We start from the raw sequence: 17,929 nt of genomic DNA, 5'->3' as shown, positions 1-17,929 counted from the left end.
GTGGTTGGGACAGCTACCGCCAGGCAGTAAACTCGTGGTCAATGAGTACAAATGAGGTCGACAGCGTTCCTGCCGACGACGACAGGAACGATACCGGCCCGACCTTCGCCGATCTCGGGATCGATGACCGCGTCCTCGCGGCCATCGCCGATGTGGGCTACGAGTCGCCCTCGCCCATCCAGGCGGCGACGATTCCCCCACTGCTCTCCGGCGCTGATGTGGTCGGCCTCGCCCAGACGGGCACCGGCAAAACCGCGGCATTCGCGATCCCGATCCTGATGAATCTGGACACCGCGCAGAAGAAGCCGAGCGCGCTGGTGCTCGCCCCGACGCGTGAGCTCGCGATCCAGGTGGCCGAGGCGTTCGGCAAGTACGCCTCGCACATCCCCGGTTTGCACGTGCTGCCGATCTACGGCGGGCAGAGCTACGGGGTGCAGCTGTCGGGTCTGCGGCGCGGCGCGCACGTCGTCGTCGGTACCCCCGGTCGCGTGATCGACCACCTGGAGAAGGGCACGCTCGACCTGTCCGAGCTGCGCTACCTGGTGCTCGACGAGGCCGACGAGATGCTCAAGATGGGCTTCCAGGAAGACGTCGAGCGCATCCTGCGCGACACCCCGCGGGACAAGCAGGTCGCGCTGTTCTCGGCCACCATGCCGGGCGCGATCCGCAAGATCTCCAAGCAGTACCTCAACGATCCGGTCGAGATCACGGTCAAGTCCAAGTCGCAGACCGCCACCAACATCACCCAGCGCTACGTGCAGGTCTCGCATCAGCGCAAGCTCGATGCCCTCACGCGCGTGCTCGAGGTCGAAGACTTCGACGCGATGATCATCTTCGTGCGCACCAAGCAGGCCACCGAGGAGCTGGCCGAGAAGCTGCGCTCGCGGGGTTTCTCCGCCGCCGCGATCAACGGTGACATCGCGCAGAACCAGCGTGAGCGCACCATCGGGCAGCTCAAGTCCGGTGGCATCGACATCCTGGTCGCCACCGACGTCGCCGCGCGTGGTCTCGACGTGGACCGCATCTCCCATGTCGTCAACTACGACATCCCGCACGACACCGAGTCCTACGTGCACCGCATCGGCCGCACCGGTCGCGCGGGCCGTTCGGGTCAGGCGCTGCTGTTCGTCGCCCCGCGTGAGCGGCACCTGCTCAAGTCGATCGAGCGGGCCACCAAGAGCGCGCTCATCGAGATGCAGCTGCCCTCGGTCGACGATGTCAACGCCACGCGTGCCGCCAAGTTCGGTGACTCGATCACCGAGAACCTGGCCTCGGACAATGTGGCGCTGTTCCGCAAGCTGATCGAGGACTACGAGGCCGAGCACAACACGCCGCTGGTCGATATCGCCGCCGCGCTGGCCGTCGGTGGGTACGACGGGGACAACTTCTTCATGTCGCCCGAGCCGGAGCCCGCGCCGCGTCGCGAACGCGATTTCGACCGCGACCGCGAGCGTGCCCCGCGCCGCTACGAGGACGACGACCGGCCGCGTCCGCCGTCGTTCAACCGGGAGAACGGCGAGGAACTGGCCACCTACCGGATCAGCGTCGGCAAGCGTCACCGCGTGGTGCCCGGTGCGATCGTGGGCGCCATCGCCAACGAGGGCGGCCTGCGCCGCAGCGACTTCGGGCACATCAGCATCCGCCCGGATTACAGCCTCGTCGAGCTGCCCGCGAACCTGCCCAACGAGACCTTGGAAGCGTTGCGGCGCACCAGGATCAGCGGTGTGCTCATCCAGCTCACGCCCGATCAGGGCGCGCCCGCGCAGCGGTTGAACGCGCGCGGTCCGCGTCGCGATCGGGAGGCGCGTCCGCGCACCGAACGGCGCAAGCCGCGCCTGTAGGAATCGTGCGCGCGTTGCCCGGGGCCCAGGTCAGAGCAGGTGCTCTGGCCTCGGGTGCTGCCCTGGTAGCACGCGACGCTGGTTAAGGTGTTGGGCGTCGGGTGTGCGTGAACACAGGAGGGCCGCGCTTGTTCGTGTCCGGTGATCGGGTGGTCGGTGCCGTCGGCGATCTCGCGCGCGCGGCGAACTGTGAGTTCGCTGTGCTGCGCGCCATCGACGCGGCCCTCGGCAACCTTCCCGGTTTTCCCGACACGACCGCGCCGCTGGTTCGGGCCACCGAACCTTCCGCCGAACTGCTCGCCCACTTCGGTGACCGTCTGGTCCGTATTCCCTCGCCCGAGGCGCCCGGCGCCGACGCGGCCACCCGCATCGCGGCGTTGACCGTGGCCGCCGAGCAGACCACCCGGGCGTTGCGCGCGGGTGCCGAGGCGATTCACGGTGCGGTGTTCTTCGACGGGCACTTCGCCTGTGGGGCAACGCTGCTGGTGCGCAGTGAGGGTTCCGGCGGCGACGGTGAGTCCTGGGGGTGGGGTGTCGGTAGTCCGGTCGAGGGGCCGCGGTACACGCTGCACGGGGCGTTGGGGTCGGCTGTCGTCGGGGTGCCGGGTGGTCGGGTTTCGCGGGCGGACGGTATTGGGGGACAGTCGCTTTCGGGGCGGGTCGGGTCCGAGTGGGGGAGTCCCGAGCGGGAGTCCGATCGGGTGTCGGGCGGTCCGGGGTTCGGAGGTCAGGCGCCGGTGGGGCGCGTCGGGTCGGAATGGGGAAGTGCGCGAGGCGGTTCGGCCGCCGGGCGGGCGTCCGCCGCGTGGTCGCGTGCGGGGTCGGGGGCTTCGGACGATGCGGCGGTGGGGACCGCGGATGTTCGCCCGTCGCGGCGTGAATTGGCCGCGGGGCGAACACCGTTCGAGCGGGCGGCGGCCACGGCGCGGGCGGTCAAGGTGGATCCGGTGCGCGAGTTGCTGTGTGCGCGGCTGGAATTCGCGGCGTGCGCGCGTGCGCTCGGGGAGCTGGGGGTGGGGGTGGAGCCGGTCGCGTATCTGTGGGCGGCCGACGGTGTTCGGGGTGTGGGGACCGAGGAGTTGGCGGCGCTGTACGCGGCGCGGCGGGCCCGGGTGGAGACGATCATCGAGGACAAGCTGGCCGAACTGCTGCCGGTGCAGTGGGGCGACCCGCGCTACTTGGCGTGCACGCGCTGTCCCAGCTGCCGGGCGGCGGCCACCAACGCGCGAGACCTGTTGCTGGTCGCGGGAATTCGCCCCACCCAGCGCGCCCGACTGCGCGAAGCGGGCGTGCTCACGATCGACCGCCTCGCCACCACCAACACCCCCGTCCCCGGCCTCGCCCCCCGCACCCTGTCGGCCCTGCGCCACCAGGCCGACCTGCAACTCGTGCGCGAACGCACCGGCCGCCCCGCCTACACCCTGCGCGACCCCGCCGCCCTCGGCGCCCTGCCCGCGCCACGCCCCGGCGACCTCGCCCTGGTCATCGACCTCGACCAGCACGGCGCCATCACCGGCCTGGAACTGACCGACGCCACCTCCGTCATCTTCCGACCCTCGATCACCGACCCCGACCACCCCCTGACCTTCCGTCGCACCTCGACCGGCCCCACCGACACCAACGCCATCGTCTTCGGCCCCACCGGCGCCGAACCCTCGAACGCCGCCGGGTATCCCAGCGCCGACCGGCCGGATGCGGGCGTCATCGGTTACCCGGGTGGTGAGCGGTCGGGCGCGGATTCGCCCGGATACTCCAGTGGTGCGCGGCCGGATGTGGGCGTCACCGGGTACCCGAGTATCGCGCGGCCGGGTACGGAGACGACGGGCTACGCCGCTGGTGAGCCGAATGCCGGTGCGACCGGCTATCCGAGCGCCGGGCGTTCGGGTGCGGATGCGACCGGTTACCCCGGTGTCGAGCGGGCCGATGCGGGCGTGACCGGTTACCGGAGCGCCGGGCGTTCGGGTGCGGATGTGACCGGTTATCCCAGTGGTGAGCGGCCGGATTCCAGTGTGGGGGAGGCGGATACCGTTCCCTTCGTGCGGGTTTCGGCGGCGTATGGGGCTTCGGCGCGGAGTGCGGTGCGGCAGCCGCCGGGTGGGGGAGTGCTCGAGGAGTTGCTCGAGATCATCGCCGAGCATCGGGCGGCGGATCCCGGGGTGCGGGTGTATCACTACGGGTCAGCGGTGCGCACGGCGCTGCTCGACGGGGCGGGGCAGTTGGGGACCGGGGCGGATCTGCTCGACGAGTTGCTGGTCGACGGGGCCCTGGTCGATCTCGCGCCGATCGTGCGCACGGCGTTGCTGATCGGTGAACAGTCCTATGACGCAACGGGACTCGCGACGCTGGTGCCGGGGGCCTCGGGGCGGGCGGCGATCGTGCTCGGGCTGCGGGACTGGTTGCTCGAGCGCGCGGCCGAGGCGGGGATCGCGGTGCCGGGCGCGCGGTTCGTGGTCGCGGAATCCGAGGCGCCGCCGTCGCTGAACCCGGGATCGCTCGAGGCGGCGCTGAGCGAGTTCGCCGTGACGGCACAGGGTGATTCGGCGCGGGCCGCCGCGCTCATGGCCGCGGTTCTCGGCTACCACCGGCGCGAACGGCAGCCGCGCTGGTGGGCCCACATCGACCGGCTCGCGCATCCGGTCGGCGAGTGGGCCGACGCGCCCGGCGTGCTCATCGGCGAGTGGGGCACCGTCGACACCAAATGGCATCGCACACCGCAACTTCCGACGATGCGCCGCTACCTGACCCTCACCGGTCGCCTCGGCACCGGCGCCACCCTCACCCCGGGCACCCAGATGGTCACCATCTACGACGGGGCCGCCGCGGCGGGCATGACCCAGACCCTCGGGCGCCGGGCCACCGCCACCGCCACCGTGCTGGGGTGCGCCGTCGACCAGAACTTCGACGACACCGTGCGCCTCGAGGAACTGCTCCCCGCCGGCTGCCCGCCTTATGACGACCTGCCCGCCGCCATCGCCCCCGGCCCGCCCGAGGGCGAGGCCGACAGCGCGGCCGCGCTCGAACTCAGCGCCGGTGACCTGCTGGTGAGCCTGCCGTGGGTGCCGGAGAACGCGGTCTACGACCTGCTGCTGCGCCGCGCGCCCCGCCTGCGCGACGGCATGGACCTGCCGCACCCGCGCGACGATCTCGCCGCGGTCCTCGCCCACGCGGTCGGCGCGCTGGACGCCTCCTACCTGGCCGTGCACGGCCCGCCCGGCACCGGCAAGACCGGCATCACCGGGCGCGCGCTCGAGAAGCTGGTCACCCGGCACAAATGGCGGATCGGCGTGGTGGCGCAGTCGCACGCGGTGATCGAGCGGATCTTCGACGCGGTGGTCGAGGCGGGGGTGCTGCCCGAACTCGTCGCGAAGAAGGACGTGGCCTCGGTCGGTCCCGAATGGTCGGCGATCGAGGCCGACCGCTACCCGCGCTTCCTCGACAACGCGGTCAACGGGTGTGTAATCGGCGGCACCACGGCCGATTTCGTCGACGACCGACTGATCGCGCCCGGTTCGCTCGACCTGCTGGTGGTCGCCGACGCGGGCGCCTGCTCGCTGGCCGACACCCTCGCCATCGCGGTGAGCGCGCGCAATCTGCTGCTGATCGGCGACCCGGTGCCCGCCACCGCGCAGGCGAAACACCCGCAGCCCGTGCATGTCTCGGCGCTGGAATGGCTCTGCGAGGGCGCGGCGACACTGCCCGCCGACCGCGGCTACTTCCTCGACCGCACCTGGCGGATGCATCCCGCGGTGTGTGCACCGGTGTCGGCGAGCTGCTACGACGGGCGGCTGCGCGCTGACGAATCCATCACCCTCGCACGGGATCTGGCCGGGATCACGCCCGGCGTGAGCACCGTGCTCGTCGAACATCGCGGCAGCGCCACCGAATCCGACGCCGAGGCGCGCGAAGTGGTGCGGCGGGTGCGCGCGCTGCTCGGGGAGACCTGGACCTCGGGCGGTCGCACCCGCAAGCTGCACCCCCACGACGTCTTCGTCGTCGCCCCCTACGCCGCCCAGGTGGCGCGCATCCGAACCCTGTTGGCCCGCGCCAAGATCGAAGACGTCCTCGTCGGCACGCCCGACCGATTCCGTGGCCGCGAAGCCGCTGTCGTCCTGCTGTCGATGACGACCTCGACCCCCGCCGACGCCCCCTTCGGCATGCGACCGCTGCTGTCGCGCACCGTCATCCACGCCACCCTGTGCCGAGCCATGTGGAAGGCGATCGTCATCCGCTCACCCCTGCTCACCGAGTACCTTCCCGAGACCCCCGAGGAGCTGGCCGACCTGGTCGGGTTCCTCCAACTCGACTGAACCTGCTCGCGCCCGAGACGTACCGCAGTCCGGGCCGCGTGTGTGGGTGCTCTCTGCGCGAAAAGCCCTCGGAACTGCGGGTTTCTCCGGCGCGACTGAGCTTCGTCGCACGGTGGTGGATGTGCCGACCCGGTGGGCTCAGACGCTGCGCAGGAGGTGGCGTAACCATTCGACGGCGGAGTCCGGGGTGGCGGGGATGATGTCGATGTGGCGGCCCGCGTGCACGAGGTAGCGGCCGTCGTCGGTGAGGTCGATCCAGGACAGGACGCCCACGGGTTTCTCGTCGCTGCCCGCGGCGATCAGGATCTGGCCGATGCCGTCGCGGGGACGCTGGAGGATCTTGCGGATGCGCGCCGCGTCGGAGGGGCCGGCGACGGGCATGGTGACCAGGTCGCGGCTGTCCTCGTGGACGCGGGTCGCCGGCGCGGTGACGCGGGGGACGACGCCGGGGGTTCGGCCCGGAATGCGCGAGAACACCTGGGCCGCGAAACGTTTCGTGCTGCCGACCTGCACGTGGAGCGGCCCGCCGCGATCGGGGGCGGTGCCGGGTTGCTGCACCGCGAGCACCGCGACATCGCCGGTCACCGCGCCGAGCATCCGCACCGGAGTCGGCGCGTACCCGCACACCTCGACCCGGATCTCGGGTTTGGCCAGCACCCGCAGCGCCGCCGCGAGATCGGCGTCGAGCGTGTGCGCGCACCACGCCTCGAGCGCGGGCTGCTGGGCGGCGCGTTCGACGGTGTCGCGGGCGGACGCGCGAACGGCGAGCGGATACGGGATCCGATCGCCGTCGGTGCGCGCCCAGGCCAGCGCGAACTGGTCCGGGGTGAAGTGCCAGTTCACTCGCGCTCTGACCATTCCCCGAGCACGGCGGGACTGGTCGGCTCCATCCGCCCGATCAGCGCGTTCACCTCGTCGGCGGGCTCGAGATAGGTCGGCTCCTCCTCGAGATACCGCAGGAATTCGTCGTCCTCGTCCTCGGGTTCCGGCGTCGCGGGCGCGGGCCGGGACACGTTGGACGAGCGCGCCGACTCCGACGCCGCCAACGCCCCACCCATCAGCCCACCGACCGCCCCCGCACCCATGCCGGTCGCAGCCTCACTACCGCTCACCGCGGAATCCCGGTGCGGCTGTGCGTCACTCGCTGCCTCGGTGGTCGAATTGGCGCCGTGCGTGCTCGCGCCACCGACCGAAGTGCCGGAGGCAGACCCACCGGGATGCTGGTCAGCGCCTGCGGTCGATGTGCTGGTGTTCGGATCGGTGCCTGCGACAAGCGTGTTGGTGTGTGGGTCGGCGGCTGTGGCCGGCGTGCTCGGGTTGGGGCCTGCGGCCGACGTGTCGGTGCCTGGGTCGGTGGGCAGAGCCGGACGTGAGCCGGGGGGAGCCGTGCGGTCGCGGCCTGCGGCGGGACGACTTCCGATTCCTGGTGATACCGCCGGTGAGCTCGAGCCACCGGTTGTCGTTGCGGGAGCGGAGTTTCCGGCAGAGCCGAGCGTGTTCGACTGGGGTCGACCCGGTGCGGCGGTGACGCTCGCCGGGGCGGTGCCTGCGTTCGGCAGGGCCGAGGAGGCGGAGTTGGTTCCGCCGGTCGGATGCCCACTGGCGGGAGATGAGGTACCGCCGACGAGGGAAAGGGGCGAGGACCCGGCGGGCAGGGTAGCGCCCACCGTGGCGGCCGGGGCTGTGGAACCGGTGACGCCGCTGGGCGCACCGCTCGCTGGATTCCCGTTCGCCGCAGCGGCATTCGCCAGCGCGGACCCCGCGACGGCGGTTTGCGGCGCCGTCTCGACCGAGGGGAACGCAGGCACCCCCGAGCCGGTCGGCAGGAACGCCCCCGCGTAGATCACCTCCATCGCCTGCACCGCGTCGAGCCGGGCGTTCTCGGCGTCGCGGGTGATCGTCGCATTGTTCGCGGCCTGCTCGGAGTCGAGCAGTGCGGCGCCCGGATCCGGTTGTGCCGCACTGGGTTCGGCGACAGCCCCGCGCACGGACTCGGCAGCCTCCCCAGCGCGGCTGAGTCGCACCCCGACCGCGGTCAACACATCGGCGATGCGCCGCCCCGCGTACTCGAAATCGCGTACGGCGTCGGTGGCCTGCTGGGCGGCCGCGCCGCGCCAACCGTCGGCGATGGCGGCGCGGATCTCCCCGTGCGCGAGCTCGATGCCGTCGCCGAGGCCGACGGCGGTGTCGAGGAAGGTCACGGCCGCGGCGGACAGCGCGGCGGGGTCGAGTGCGCCCACCGCGCGGTGGATGTCGGCGTGGGACAGGTTGTCGAAGACCTCGACCACGGCCACGTAGTCGGCGTCGGTACCGCCGGGAACGCTACGCATCGGGCACCTCGATCGCCCGCATCGCGCTCGCCATGTCCGCGTCGGACTCGCGGTAGCTCGCCCCGGCGGCCCGGAACACCGCCGCCAGGTCGCGAGCCGAGGTGGCGTAGGCGCGCAACTGCTCGAGCGCCTCGACCGTCTTGGTCTCGAAACCGGTGCGCAGGGCCGCGCCGGAGGCGAGCCCGCCGAAACCGGGGATGACCGCGGCCGCGCTGAGCGCGCGCACCTGGGCGTCGACCGCGTCGGCCAACTGTTCGTAGCGCAGCGCGCAGCGTTCGGGGGCGCCGTCGGCGACCAGGACCCCGTCGATCCACAGCCCGCCCTCGTCGACGGCCTGGCCCAGCGCCGCAGTGTTCGGCAGCCCCGTTCGATTCGGTTGCACCTGTTCCCCCTTCGTCGTTCATCGCACGACGGTGAGCACCCATCGCGCGATATCGGCCGCCACGCGATCGCGCACAGGTTCGTGCAGCAGGTCGTGTCCGGCGTCGGCGTACTCGCGCAAATCTACCGATCGGTGGCGTGCTGTCCATAGCCGGATTACATCGACCGGCGCCCGCCGATCGTCCACACCGTGCACCGCGAGCACGGGCAGCGCGGGGTCTGGGACTACCGCCGCGGCCCGGCGCGGGGTGCCGCAGAGCACGAGTCCGGCCAGGTCGGCAGGGTTTTCGGTGGCGAGGTGCACCGCGGTCGCCGCGCCGAGCGAGTGACCCATCAGCACCGGCGCCGCACTGTGATCCGTGCGAACGAGCGCGAGAAATTGTTGGGCGTCGGCGGTCAACTCCGCCAGACCGCCAGGGGCGGCGGGATCGCCCTCGCTCAAACCCTGCCCGGCGGTGTCCAACGCCCACAGCTCGATCCCCGCCGACCGCAGGGCCGCGGCGAAACGGTGATAGTGCCCGCTGTGCTGGCCGGTGCCCGGCAACAGCGCGATCCTGGCCGCCGGGTCGTCGAGCGCCCAGCGCCGACAATGCAGTCGCCCACGCTCGCTGTCGAAGTACGGCACCGGGCGATTATCGCGCGCCCGATGAATTGTCGTGCGAGACAAGCCGAGTAACCGGTACGCGGTGATCGCGACCGTCGACGGTGTGGGGTGCCCATGCGGGGGTCCTAGCCGCTAGACTTCGCCCGTCGAACCGGTCAACAGAAGTCGAGGGTTGCAGATGTTGTCGTTGTGCCGTTGCGTTGCCCGTGTGATGGTCGGCGCGGCTGTGGTTGGCAGCGCCTCGCTCGGTTCCGGCGCGCTCGCCGGCGCCGCGCCCTCGACCTCGTGCGGTCCGGCCCGCCAGGACGTCGCGATCCGATCCACCGTGCCGCTGCTGGACTGGTCGGAGAACTTCGGCATCGATGCCCGTGGCGACCTGTGGGTTTCGCGGGTCATGCGCGGCGAGGTGCAGCGCTACGACCGCGAGGGCCGCTTGACCGCCACCGTCGCCATCGCCTCGCCCGGCGCGGTCCGCCTCGGCCCCGACGGGCTGCTCTACGTGGTCACCGGGAATTCGCCGCTGGCCGGTTCGGGCGGCATCGTGCGCTTCGATCCGGCTGCCGCGCAACCGATCCCGGAGCGGTTCGCGATCGGCTTCCCCCACCCCAACGGCGCCGCCTTCGACGCCGACGGCAATCTGTACGTCACCACCGGCAACGGTGTGCACCGGCTGCTGCCCGACGGCACCGAGGACATGGACTGGTGGTCCGGCGTCGATGTCGAGGGACCCAATGGTGTTGTGGTCTCGGGTAATTCGGTCTACGTGACCGCGAACTTCGTCGGCGCGGACGGTCCGGTCGGGCGCGTGCTCCGCCTCGCGCGCGACAACCCCGCCGACACCACCACGATCGCCGACCTCACCTCGTTCGGCTCCCTGCCCGATTTCGTCGACGACCTGGTGCTGCGCGACGGCGCCCTCTACGTCACCACACTGGCCGGGCACCTCGTGCGCGTCGACCCGAAGACCGGCGCCACCTGCACCGTCGTGTCCACCCAGCCGCTGACCGCCGTGGTCGCCGACCCGGCGAACCCGTCGGCGCTGCTCGCGGGTTCGGAAGAGGGCACGGTCCTGCGTATCAGCCCGGCACTGTAGAGCCCGGGATCGACCGAGCAGCAGCTGTTCTCGGGTCAGGCTTGCTTCGAGCAAGCACGACTCGGTCAGCGCTCGGTGATCCAGCGTCGCCGAATATCCCGCGCCACACAGCAAACGACCCCACCCCGGAACAGTTCCGAGGCGGGGTCGTTCGGTCAGTGGACCTCAGCCGCCGACACTGAGCGCCGACGGGGGCGGCGGAGGCGGCGGAGTGGTGGTCGGCGGGGGCGGCGGGACCTCGGTCGTGGTGGGCGCCGGGGCGGGCGCGGGCGTCTCGGCCGGCGCCTGGGTGCGCGGCGCGCTCGGCGCCGTCTCGCCCGAACCGGGGCTGCCGAGCGGGGATTCGGGGACGGGCGCGGGTTCGACCGGCTCGGGCTCCACGACCGGCAGATCGGGAATCACGAACGTGCCGACGGTCGGGGTCATCACGCAGCGCACGCCGAAGTAGTCGATGGAACCCCACATCGAGGCGACCACGGTGCCCGCGCCGGTGTGCACGGTCTTCGACAGTGACGGCAGCAGGAACTCGGTCTGGCCGTCGAGCGGCACGATGCCGCTGTGCCCGGTGTTCACGTTCACCCACGCGACACTGAGCCCGGAGGCCAGCGGCACGCCGGTGTGGCGGGGGCTCGCGCTGAAACGGATGTCGCCGGGGTTCAGGCTCGCCTCGGTGCGCGGACCGGGGCCCTCGTAGGTGGCGGCGGCGATGATCGTGGTGATCGGGCCGTTGCTGCCGCAGCCGAAGGTCGGGGCGGCGTAGGTGAAGGGGGTGAACTGCGCCGAGATGTCGCGCAGGGCATCGGCGCCGACCATCGTGGTGAACCCGGCGATCGCGCTCACGCCCGCCTTGGTCGCGGTGTCCTCGCCCGCCAGTTCGCTCAGATGTCCGATGCCGTCGTCCAGCGGGCCCGCGACCGCGCTCGGAGCCAGCAGTGCCAGCGCGCCGATACTCGCGGCGGTGACCGCCGCTGCTCTCCCTGCGATGGATCTGCCGTTCACCCGTAACTCCTCGATGGATGCTCGTCGCCGAAAAATGTCCGGCTCGACTGGCAACGTACCAGCTCGGCGTGCCCGTCGCCGAGCCAGCGGCCGCCTTACGCGGCCGGTGGGAGCGGTATCGGGTGTGATGTAGTCGACACCGGCGATTACCGAGGGGTAGGTTTTCCTCGACGGCTACTAGATGACTGGGAGACCCGTATGAAGTTAGCCCTGTCCCCTGACGAGGTCGCCTTCCGCGACGAGCTCCGGCACTTCTACACCACCGCGATCCCCGCCGACATCCGTGACCGGGTCAAACACGGCGAGGACCTGTCCCGCGAGGACATCGTCACCGCGAACAAGATCCTCAACGACAACGGCCTGTGCGTGCCGAACTGGCCGGTGAAATGGGGTGGCAAGGACTGGACCCCGATGCAGCGCCACATCTGGCTCGACGAGATGCAGCTGGCCTCGGTGCCCGAGCCGCTCACGTTCAACGCCTCGATGGTCGGCCCGGTGATCGCCCAGTTCGGCTCCGAGGAACTCAAGCAGCGCTTCCTGCCGCCCACCGCCGCGCTCGACATCTGGTGGTGCCAGGGCTTTTCCGAGCCCGACGCGGGCTCCGACCTCGCCTCGCTGCGCACCACCGCGGTCCGCGACGGCGACTCCTACATCGTCAACGGCCAGAAGATCTGGACCACGCTCGGCCAGTACGCCGACTGGATCTTCTGCCTCGTGCGCACCGACCCGAACGCCCCGAAGAAGCAGGCGGGCATCTCGTTTCTGCTCTTCGACGTGAAATCGCCCGGCGTCACCATGCGGCCGATCAAGCTCATCGACGGCAGCTACGAGGTCAACGAGGTGTTCTTCGAGAACGTCCGGGTGCCCGCCGATCAGCTCGTCGGCGAGGAGAACCAGGGCTGGACCTACGCCAAGTACCTGCTCGGCAACGAGCGCACCTCCATCACCGGCGTCGGCAAGACCAAGGTCAAGCTCGGCCTGGCCAAAGACCACGCCCGCTCGATCAGGACCGGTCGCGGCACGCTGCTCGACGACCCGGTGTTCGCGGCGCGGGTGGCCGAGTTGGAGAACGAACTGCTCGCCCTGGAACTCACCCAGCTGCGCGTGGTCTCCAATTCCGTGGAGGGCAAGCCGAATCCGGCGTCGTCGGTGTTGAAACTCAAGGGCACCGAATTGCAGCAGGCCGCCACCGAACTGCTCATGGACATCGCGGGCGCCGACGCGCTGCCCGTGGACGCGCCCGACATCGCCTCGCCCGCGTGGGCCCAGCACACCGGCCCCGGCTACCTGAACTACCGCAAGGTGACCATCTACGGAGGCTCGAGCGAGGTCCAGCGCTCGATCATTTCCTCCACGATCCTCGGATTGTGAGGCACTGCCATGGAACTCGCACTGACCGATGAACAGACGATGCTGCGCGACACCGTGCGCGAACTGCTGCACCGGTTCTACGACGGGGAGGCCCTCACCAAGGTCGGCGAGACCGACCCCGGGTGGAACCGCACGGTCTGGAAGCAACTCGCCGACCTCGGCGTGCTCGGGCTGACCATTCCGGAGGAGGACGGCGGCGTCGGCGCGGGACCGGTCGAGGCGATGCTGGTGCAGGAGGAACTGGGTCGCGCGCTCGCCCCGGAACCGGTGCTGGACTCGGTGGTGATCCCGGCGGAGTTGGTGCGGCTGGCCGGCAGTGCCGAGCAGCGCGCGCGCCTGTTGCCCGCGCTGGCCGAGGGCACCGTGCTGCTCGCCTTCGCCCACGCCGAGCCCGGAATGCGGTGGCCGTCGACGCAGATCACGACCTCGGCCGTCGCGCAGGGGGATGGGCACGCGCTGACCGGGGTGAAGAACCCGGTGCTGCGCGGGGACGTGGCCGACGAGGTGATCGTCAGCGCGGTGCTGCCCGACGGCGGGACCGGGCTGTTCCTGGTCGACCCGAACCAGTCGGGGGTGAGTCGTCGGTCCTACCGCACCTTCGACGGTCGCCGCGGCGCGCAGTTCGACTTCGACGGCGCGCTCGCCGTGCCGCTGGGTGGCGCGGTCGACGCCGCCGACCACATCGCGGCGACCCAGGGGTACGCGCAGGCGGCGCTGTGCGCGGAATCGGTGGGGGCGATGGAGGTCGCGCTCACGCTGACCACCGAATACCTCAAGACCCGCAAGCAGTTCGGGGTCACGCTGTCGAAATTCCAGGTGCTCACCCAGCGCGCGGCCGACTGCTACGTCTCGCTGGAACTGGCCCGCAGCATGAGCCTCTACGCGACGGCGGCGCTGGCCGACGGCGGCAGCGATCCGGTGGTCGCCTCGCGCGCGCGGCTGCAGGTGGGGCGCTCGGCCGAGCACATCGGGCAGGAGGCGATCCAGATGCACGGCGGCATCGGCGTCACCGCGGAATACCCGGTGAGTCACTACGTGGCCCGGTTGACCGCGATCGGGCAGACCCTCGGTGGCGCACTGGAACACCGGCGCGAGCTGGCCGATCGGATCGGCGGCTACGACCTGGTCGAGCTGTAGACGCTCAGCCCTCGACGGTGGTCGGGGGCGCGGTGGTGGTCGGGGGCGCGATGGTCTCGGTCGGGGTCGCGCTGTCGTAGGCGTGCGTCGGCGCGAGTTCGTCGGTCACCACCTCCTCGACCACCTCGTCCTCGGTCACCCGCGGCGGCGGGACCGTGCGACTCGGGTAGGTGCGGGTGGGGATCGGCGGCCGGGTGGTGGTCACCGGCTCGTCCTCGGTGGTCTCCGGGGGTTGCGTGGTGGTGGGGACCGGCGCGGGTTCGGGCTCGGGCGGGCGGGATTCGTCGGCCGGATGAGTTTCGGGGCTCGGCGCGGCGTCGGCGGGCGGCTCCGTCGGCGTGGTCTCGGTGGAGCTGAGGCTGAACGGCTTGCGCGGCGACATGTACGGCGCCACCCGCCACGTCGGGGAGGGCGGGATCGGAATGGTCACCGTCGTCGAGGTGGCCTCGTCGGCGGCCGGCACGGGTGCGGCGGCCAGATCCGCGCTCAACGGCGGTGCGGGCACGTACACGTCCTGCTGTCCGACACCGCACGCACCGATGATGATCAGTCCGAGCGACACCGCGCCCACAGCGACTGCCGGACCTACGAGCTTGGCCCTGCTCTTATCCATCGCCTGTTACTCCTCGTCGGCTTCCGAGATCGCCTCACAGTAGTTCAGGTCAGGCAGATCGGCGCATTTTAAACGTCGATGGTCCAGATATCGGATTGATCAATTCAGCGTGTCGCGGGGACGTGTCGCACGCGGAGGGCGTCACCGAGTCGTAGCGTGTGTGAGTAAAGTTACGCATGAGACGCCCGAAATGAAACCCCTTGACGTGCGCGATTCCGGCGCGCGAGGTGAGTATCCGATCGGCGTCATCGAGGAGAATCGCATGGGAGCACTCTCGACATCCCGGCCGGAAATCGCGGCGGCGAACCCCGATTCGGCCACCGCCCCGTCCGGCAGCCGGGTCTTCGCGGTCGTCGCACGAGGCATGGGCTGGCTGTTCTTCGTCGGCGGACTCGTCGGCGCGGGCCTGGGGATCGCCGGGCTGGCCGTGGAGGTCACCGTCGCCGGGCTCATCCTGGCGTGCACCGCGGGTCTGATCCTATTGAAGCTGCGCACCGATCGCGACGCCCGCGAAACAACCTGAGACACCTCATAATCGGCGTGCGGCCGTCGATGTGAGCGCTTACCGTCGAGGTGGTGCACATCGATATCACCACCGACGCGGCCCGCTTCTCCGACGACGTCGAACCCTTCCTTCGGCGTGATCCCCTGCGCCACACGGTGATCGCCACGAGCGTGTTCAACCAGATCCACGGACTGTTCTCGGGCACCCGCTTCGTCGCGGTGCGCGCGGACTCCGGCGCGGTCGTCGGGGTCGCGCAGAGCACCGCGAGCGGACACCTCTACCTCGGTGAACTGCCCACCGGCGCCACCGCCGCGGTCGTCGATGCCTTTGTCGCGCGGGATCTTCCGCTGACCGATGTCGAAGGTGAGGACAGCGACGCGAAAGCTCTCGCCCGACACTGGAGCGAACCCCGCCGCGGCTCGCACCGCGCGCTGTACTCGACTCGACTGTTCCGGCTCGGCACCCTCACCCCGCCCGTCGTCGCGGGCCGAGCGCGGTTGGCCACCGCCGCGGACCTCGACATCTGCCTGGAGTGGGGCCTGGCCTTCGAGGCGGAGATCGGCGAACCGGCCCGCTTCGACGAGACCGTCGTGCGCCGCCGGATCGCGGCGCGACTGTGGTGGCTGTGGGAGCACGACGGGGTGGTGACGAGCCTGGTCGCCCGGCACAAGGCGGTGCTCGGCTGGGCCAGGATCGGCCCGGTCTACACGCCACCGGCCCAGCGCGGCAACGGTTTCGCGAGCGCGCTGACCGCCGCCGTGGCGGGCACCATCCGCGCCGAGGGCGCCGACGCGTGCCTGTTCACTGACCTCGACAATCCGACCTCGAACAAGATCTACGCCGAGATCGGCTTCGAGCCGGTGCGCGATTTCGTGCGCTACCGGCTCGACGCCTGAGCATCAGTTCAGCGGGGCCGACCGCCACCAGCGCAGCACCTCGTCGGGGGTGCCGTAATCGTCGGTGTACATCAGGTATTGGGCGCGGTTCGGGTCGCCGGTGAACACCGTGACGATCTTGTTCCCGTTGTCGGTGAACTTGTAGTTGGTGTACTGCTTGCCGCCGTTGGTGTCGGTGGACTTGGTGTTGGTCGGCAGGTTGGTGATCACCGACTGCAGATCGGCCACCGAACCGAAGGCGTAGATCCGGTAGAACGGGTCGTCGCCGCTGTCACCGCCGCCGAAGCAACTCCACAGGTAGGTCCAGGCACCGAAATCGGGTTCGCCCTCGGCGGGGTCGGGGCCCGAGCTCGGATCGGCCGACCAGCAGGTGGAGCCGTTGTAGCCGGTCGACTCGTCGGCACTGGCGGGCACGATCCGGCCGAACTCGGCGCTGATCGACTCCACGCTCGGGGTGATCGGGGCGGCCGCGACGGTGGTCGTCGTCGGGGTCTTGGAGCCCGGATCGTCGCTGGCCGCGACGCCGATCGCGATCAGCAACACGATCACCAGCAGCACCGCGACGATGATGCCGATGATCAGCCCGGTATTGGACTTCGGCTTCGACGGCCCGCCCTGCGGATACTGGGCGAACCCGGCGGCGGTCTGGGGACGCGGCTGGTACTGCGGGCGCGACTGCTGGGTGAACGGCGCGGCACCGGTCGGGGTGGGCGGGCGCTGGGTGCTCATCGGGCCACCGGTCATCGGCCCCACCGTGTTCATCGGCGCCCCGGTCATGGCGGTGCCCATCGGGCCGCCGGTGAGCGGGTTCGCCGCCGTCATCGGGCCCTGGGTGGCGACCGGATAGGGCAGGCCGGTCTGCGGAATCGCGCCGCCGGTGGTCGGGCGGTGCGGCATCGGGATCGCGCCGCCGGTGGTGGGGCGCGGGCCGACGATCGGCAACGCGGGCGCGCTCGGATTGTTCAACGCCGTGATCGCGGCCTCGGCGAACTCCGAACAGGTGTCGAAGCGGTCGTCGGGACGCTTGGACATCGCCTTGGCGAGCACCGCGTCGAGCGCGGGCGGCAGGCCGGGGCGCACGCTGCTCAGCGCGGGCGGCGGCTGCTGGAGGTGGCCCTGGATGACCGCGGCCGGGTTGGTGGCCGCGAACGGTCCCGAGCCGGTGAACAGCCAGAACAGCGCGCACGCCAGGGAATACTGGTCGGAGCGGTGATCCAGCGCGGCGCCGGTGAGCTGCTCGGGCGAGGCGTAGGCCAGGGTGGCGGTGAAGGTGCCGGTCTGGGTGAGATGGCCGGTGTCGTCCCGCAAGCGGGCGATGCCGAAGTCGGTGAGGTAGACGCGCTCGCCACGACCGGCGCCCGAACGGGCGAGCAGGATATTGGCCGGTTTCACGTCGCGGTGCAGCACACCCATGCCGTGCGCGTAGTCCAGCGCGTCGGCGGTCTCCTTCACGATCTGCAACGCGCGCGCGGGCGGCAGCGTCTGCGGATCCACCGAGGCCGCGTCGACGCCGTCGATGAACTGCATGGAGATCCACAGCTGTTCGTCGTCGTGCCCACGGTCGTAGACGGTGACGATGTTCGGATGATCGAGGCGCGAGACCAGATCCGCCTCCCGCTCGAATCGTGCCCGCACCTCCGCATCGAAGAACATCTCGCGGTTGAGTAGTTTCAGCGCGGTCATGCGCGGTAGGCGGGGATGCTTGGCCAGATAGACCGAACCCATACCTCCGCGGCCGAGTTGCCGCTCGATGACGTAGCCGGCGAAGACATCTCCGTTGGCCAGCATGTGTGCTCCACTTCCCGCCGCGCGCCGGGACCCACCAGCGCACGGGCGTACAGCATGAAAGTCG

Annotated in this window: 14 protein-coding genes; 7 read left to right on the top strand and 7 right to left on the bottom strand. The window is 70.7% G+C overall.

Features of this window, described 5'->3' with window-relative positions; genetic code table 11:
• The first annotated feature begins 41 nt into the window (after positions 1 to 41).
• Both ACFP3H_RS22750 and ACFP3H_RS22745 read left to right on the top strand, forming a co-directional pair.
• Positions 42 to 1,841, top strand: coding sequence for a DEAD/DEAH box helicase (locus ACFP3H_RS22750; protein ID WP_378609036.1), 1,800 nt, complete (start codon positions 42 to 44; stop codon positions 1,839 to 1,841).
• A gap of 134 nt (positions 1,842 to 1,975) precedes the next feature.
• Entirely contained in the window at positions 1,976 to 6,148 is a 4,173-nt protein-coding gene (locus tag ACFP3H_RS22745; protein WP_378609035.1) for a bifunctional RecB family nuclease/DEAD/DEAH box helicase, read from the top strand.
• Positions 6,149 to 6,286: 138 nt separating this feature from the next.
• Here the strand turns inward: ACFP3H_RS22745 and ACFP3H_RS22740 are convergent, their stop codons facing one another.
• The 4 genes from ACFP3H_RS22740 to ACFP3H_RS22725 are packed head-to-tail and all read right to left on the bottom strand — an operon-like array spanning position 6,287 to position 9,484.
• Complete coding sequence (locus ACFP3H_RS22740; RefSeq protein ID WP_378609034.1) at positions 6,287 to 7,006, bottom strand: ESX secretion-associated protein EspG; 720 nt, start codon at positions 7,004 to 7,006, stop codon at positions 6,287 to 6,289.
• On the bottom strand, positions 6,988 to 8,478 hold the full coding sequence (locus ACFP3H_RS22735) for a hypothetical protein (RefSeq protein WP_378609033.1): 1,491 nt from the start codon (positions 8,476 to 8,478) through the stop codon (positions 6,988 to 6,990). Before ACFP3H_RS22735 ends, ACFP3H_RS22740 begins: the two co-directional genes overlap by 19 nt.
• The gene (locus tag ACFP3H_RS22730; protein ID WP_378609032.1) at positions 8,471 to 8,860 is read right to left on the bottom strand and encodes a hypothetical protein; all 390 of its coding nucleotides are present in this window, start codon (positions 8,858 to 8,860) and stop codon (positions 8,471 to 8,473) included. Before ACFP3H_RS22730 ends, ACFP3H_RS22735 begins: the two co-directional genes overlap by 8 nt.
• Positions 8,861 to 8,878: 18 nt before the next feature.
• Positions 8,879 to 9,484 carry an alpha/beta hydrolase gene (locus tag ACFP3H_RS22725; RefSeq protein WP_378609031.1) on the bottom strand — a complete coding sequence of 202 codons (606 nt, stop codon included), beginning with the start codon at positions 9,482 to 9,484 and terminating at the stop codon, positions 8,879 to 8,881.
• A 205-nt stretch (positions 9,485 to 9,689) separates the two neighbouring features.
• Between ACFP3H_RS22725 and ACFP3H_RS22720 the strand changes: the two genes are divergently transcribed.
• Positions 9,690 to 10,556: an SMP-30/gluconolactonase/LRE family protein gene (locus ACFP3H_RS22720; protein WP_378609030.1), complete on the top strand. Its 867-nt coding sequence runs from the start codon at positions 9,690 to 9,692 to the stop codon at positions 10,554 to 10,556.
• A gap of 165 nt (positions 10,557 to 10,721) precedes the next feature.
• On the opposite strand, the gene ACFP3H_RS22715 is transcribed toward ACFP3H_RS22720, so the two are convergent.
• Entirely contained in the window at positions 10,722 to 11,555 is an 834-nt protein-coding gene (locus tag ACFP3H_RS22715) for a hypothetical protein (protein ID WP_378609029.1), read from the bottom strand.
• A 198-nt stretch (positions 11,556 to 11,753) separates the two neighbouring features.
• Between ACFP3H_RS22715 and ACFP3H_RS22710 the strand changes: the two genes are divergently transcribed.
• Together ACFP3H_RS22710 and ACFP3H_RS22705 are read left to right on the top strand one after the other, a co-directional pair.
• Complete coding sequence (locus ACFP3H_RS22710) at positions 11,754 to 12,926, top strand: acyl-CoA dehydrogenase family protein (RefSeq protein WP_378609028.1); 1,173 nt, start codon at positions 11,754 to 11,756, stop codon at positions 12,924 to 12,926.
• Between the two features lie 9 nt (positions 12,927 to 12,935).
• Entirely contained in the window at positions 12,936 to 14,063 is a 1,128-nt protein-coding gene (locus ACFP3H_RS22705) for an acyl-CoA dehydrogenase family protein (protein WP_378609027.1), read from the top strand.
• Positions 14,064 to 14,067: 4 nt separating this feature from the next.
• Here the strand turns inward: ACFP3H_RS22705 and ACFP3H_RS22700 are convergent, their stop codons facing one another.
• Positions 14,068 to 14,676, bottom strand: coding sequence for a hypothetical protein (locus ACFP3H_RS22700; RefSeq protein ID WP_378609026.1), 609 nt, complete (start codon positions 14,674 to 14,676; stop codon positions 14,068 to 14,070).
• 262 nt (positions 14,677 to 14,938) lie between these two features.
• Here ACFP3H_RS22700 and ACFP3H_RS22695 point away from each other — a divergent pair, with 262 nt between their 5' ends.
• Both ACFP3H_RS22695 and ACFP3H_RS22690 read left to right on the top strand, forming a co-directional pair.
• A complete protein-coding gene (locus tag ACFP3H_RS22695) occupies positions 14,939 to 15,199 on the top strand; it encodes a hypothetical protein (protein ID WP_378609025.1) in 261 nt (86 codons plus the stop codon).
• 53 nt (positions 15,200 to 15,252) lie between these two features.
• Positions 15,253 to 16,077: a GNAT family N-acetyltransferase gene (locus ACFP3H_RS22690; RefSeq protein ID WP_378609024.1), complete on the top strand. Its 825-nt coding sequence runs from the start codon at positions 15,253 to 15,255 to the stop codon at positions 16,075 to 16,077.
• Between the two features lie 3 nt (positions 16,078 to 16,080).
• Here ACFP3H_RS22690 and ACFP3H_RS22685 read toward each other — a convergent pair whose 3' ends face one another.
• Positions 16,081 to 17,865, bottom strand: coding sequence for a serine/threonine-protein kinase (locus tag ACFP3H_RS22685; protein WP_378609023.1), 1,785 nt, complete (start codon positions 17,863 to 17,865; stop codon positions 16,081 to 16,083).
• Positions 17,866 to 17,929: the final 64 nt, after the last annotated feature.

The organism is Nocardia lasii, from assembly GCF_042658545.1.
Lineage (GTDB): Bacteria > Actinomycetota > Actinomycetes > Mycobacteriales > Mycobacteriaceae > Nocardia > Nocardia lasii.
Note: the sequence above shows the minus strand (reverse complement) of the source record. Positions and strands in the feature narration are given on the sequence as shown.

Coding starts and splice junctions, on each gene's coding strand:
- ACFP3H_RS22735 (WP_378609033.1), bottom strand. CDS start 8,478: ATGCGTAGCGTTCCCGGCGGTACCGACGCCGACTACGTGGCCGTGGTC.
- ACFP3H_RS22705 (WP_378609027.1), top strand. CDS start 12,936: ATGGAACTCGCACTGACCGATGAACAGACGATGCTGCGCGACACCGTG.
- ACFP3H_RS22740 (WP_378609034.1), bottom strand. CDS start 7,006: ATGGTCAGAGCGCGAGTGAACTGGCACTTCACCCCGGACCAGTTCGCG.
- ACFP3H_RS22695 (WP_378609025.1), top strand. CDS start 14,939: ATGGGAGCACTCTCGACATCCCGGCCGGAAATCGCGGCGGCGAACCCC.
- ACFP3H_RS22700 (WP_378609026.1), bottom strand. CDS start 14,676: ATGGATAAGAGCAGGGCCAAGCTCGTAGGTCCGGCAGTCGCTGTGGGC.
- ACFP3H_RS22750 (WP_378609036.1), top strand. CDS start 42: ATGAGTACAAATGAGGTCGACAGCGTTCCTGCCGACGACGACAGGAAC.
- ACFP3H_RS22710 (WP_378609028.1), top strand. CDS start 11,754: ATGAAGTTAGCCCTGTCCCCTGACGAGGTCGCCTTCCGCGACGAGCTC.
- ACFP3H_RS22685 (WP_378609023.1), bottom strand. CDS start 17,865: ATGCTGGCCAACGGAGATGTCTTCGCCGGCTACGTCATCGAGCGGCAA.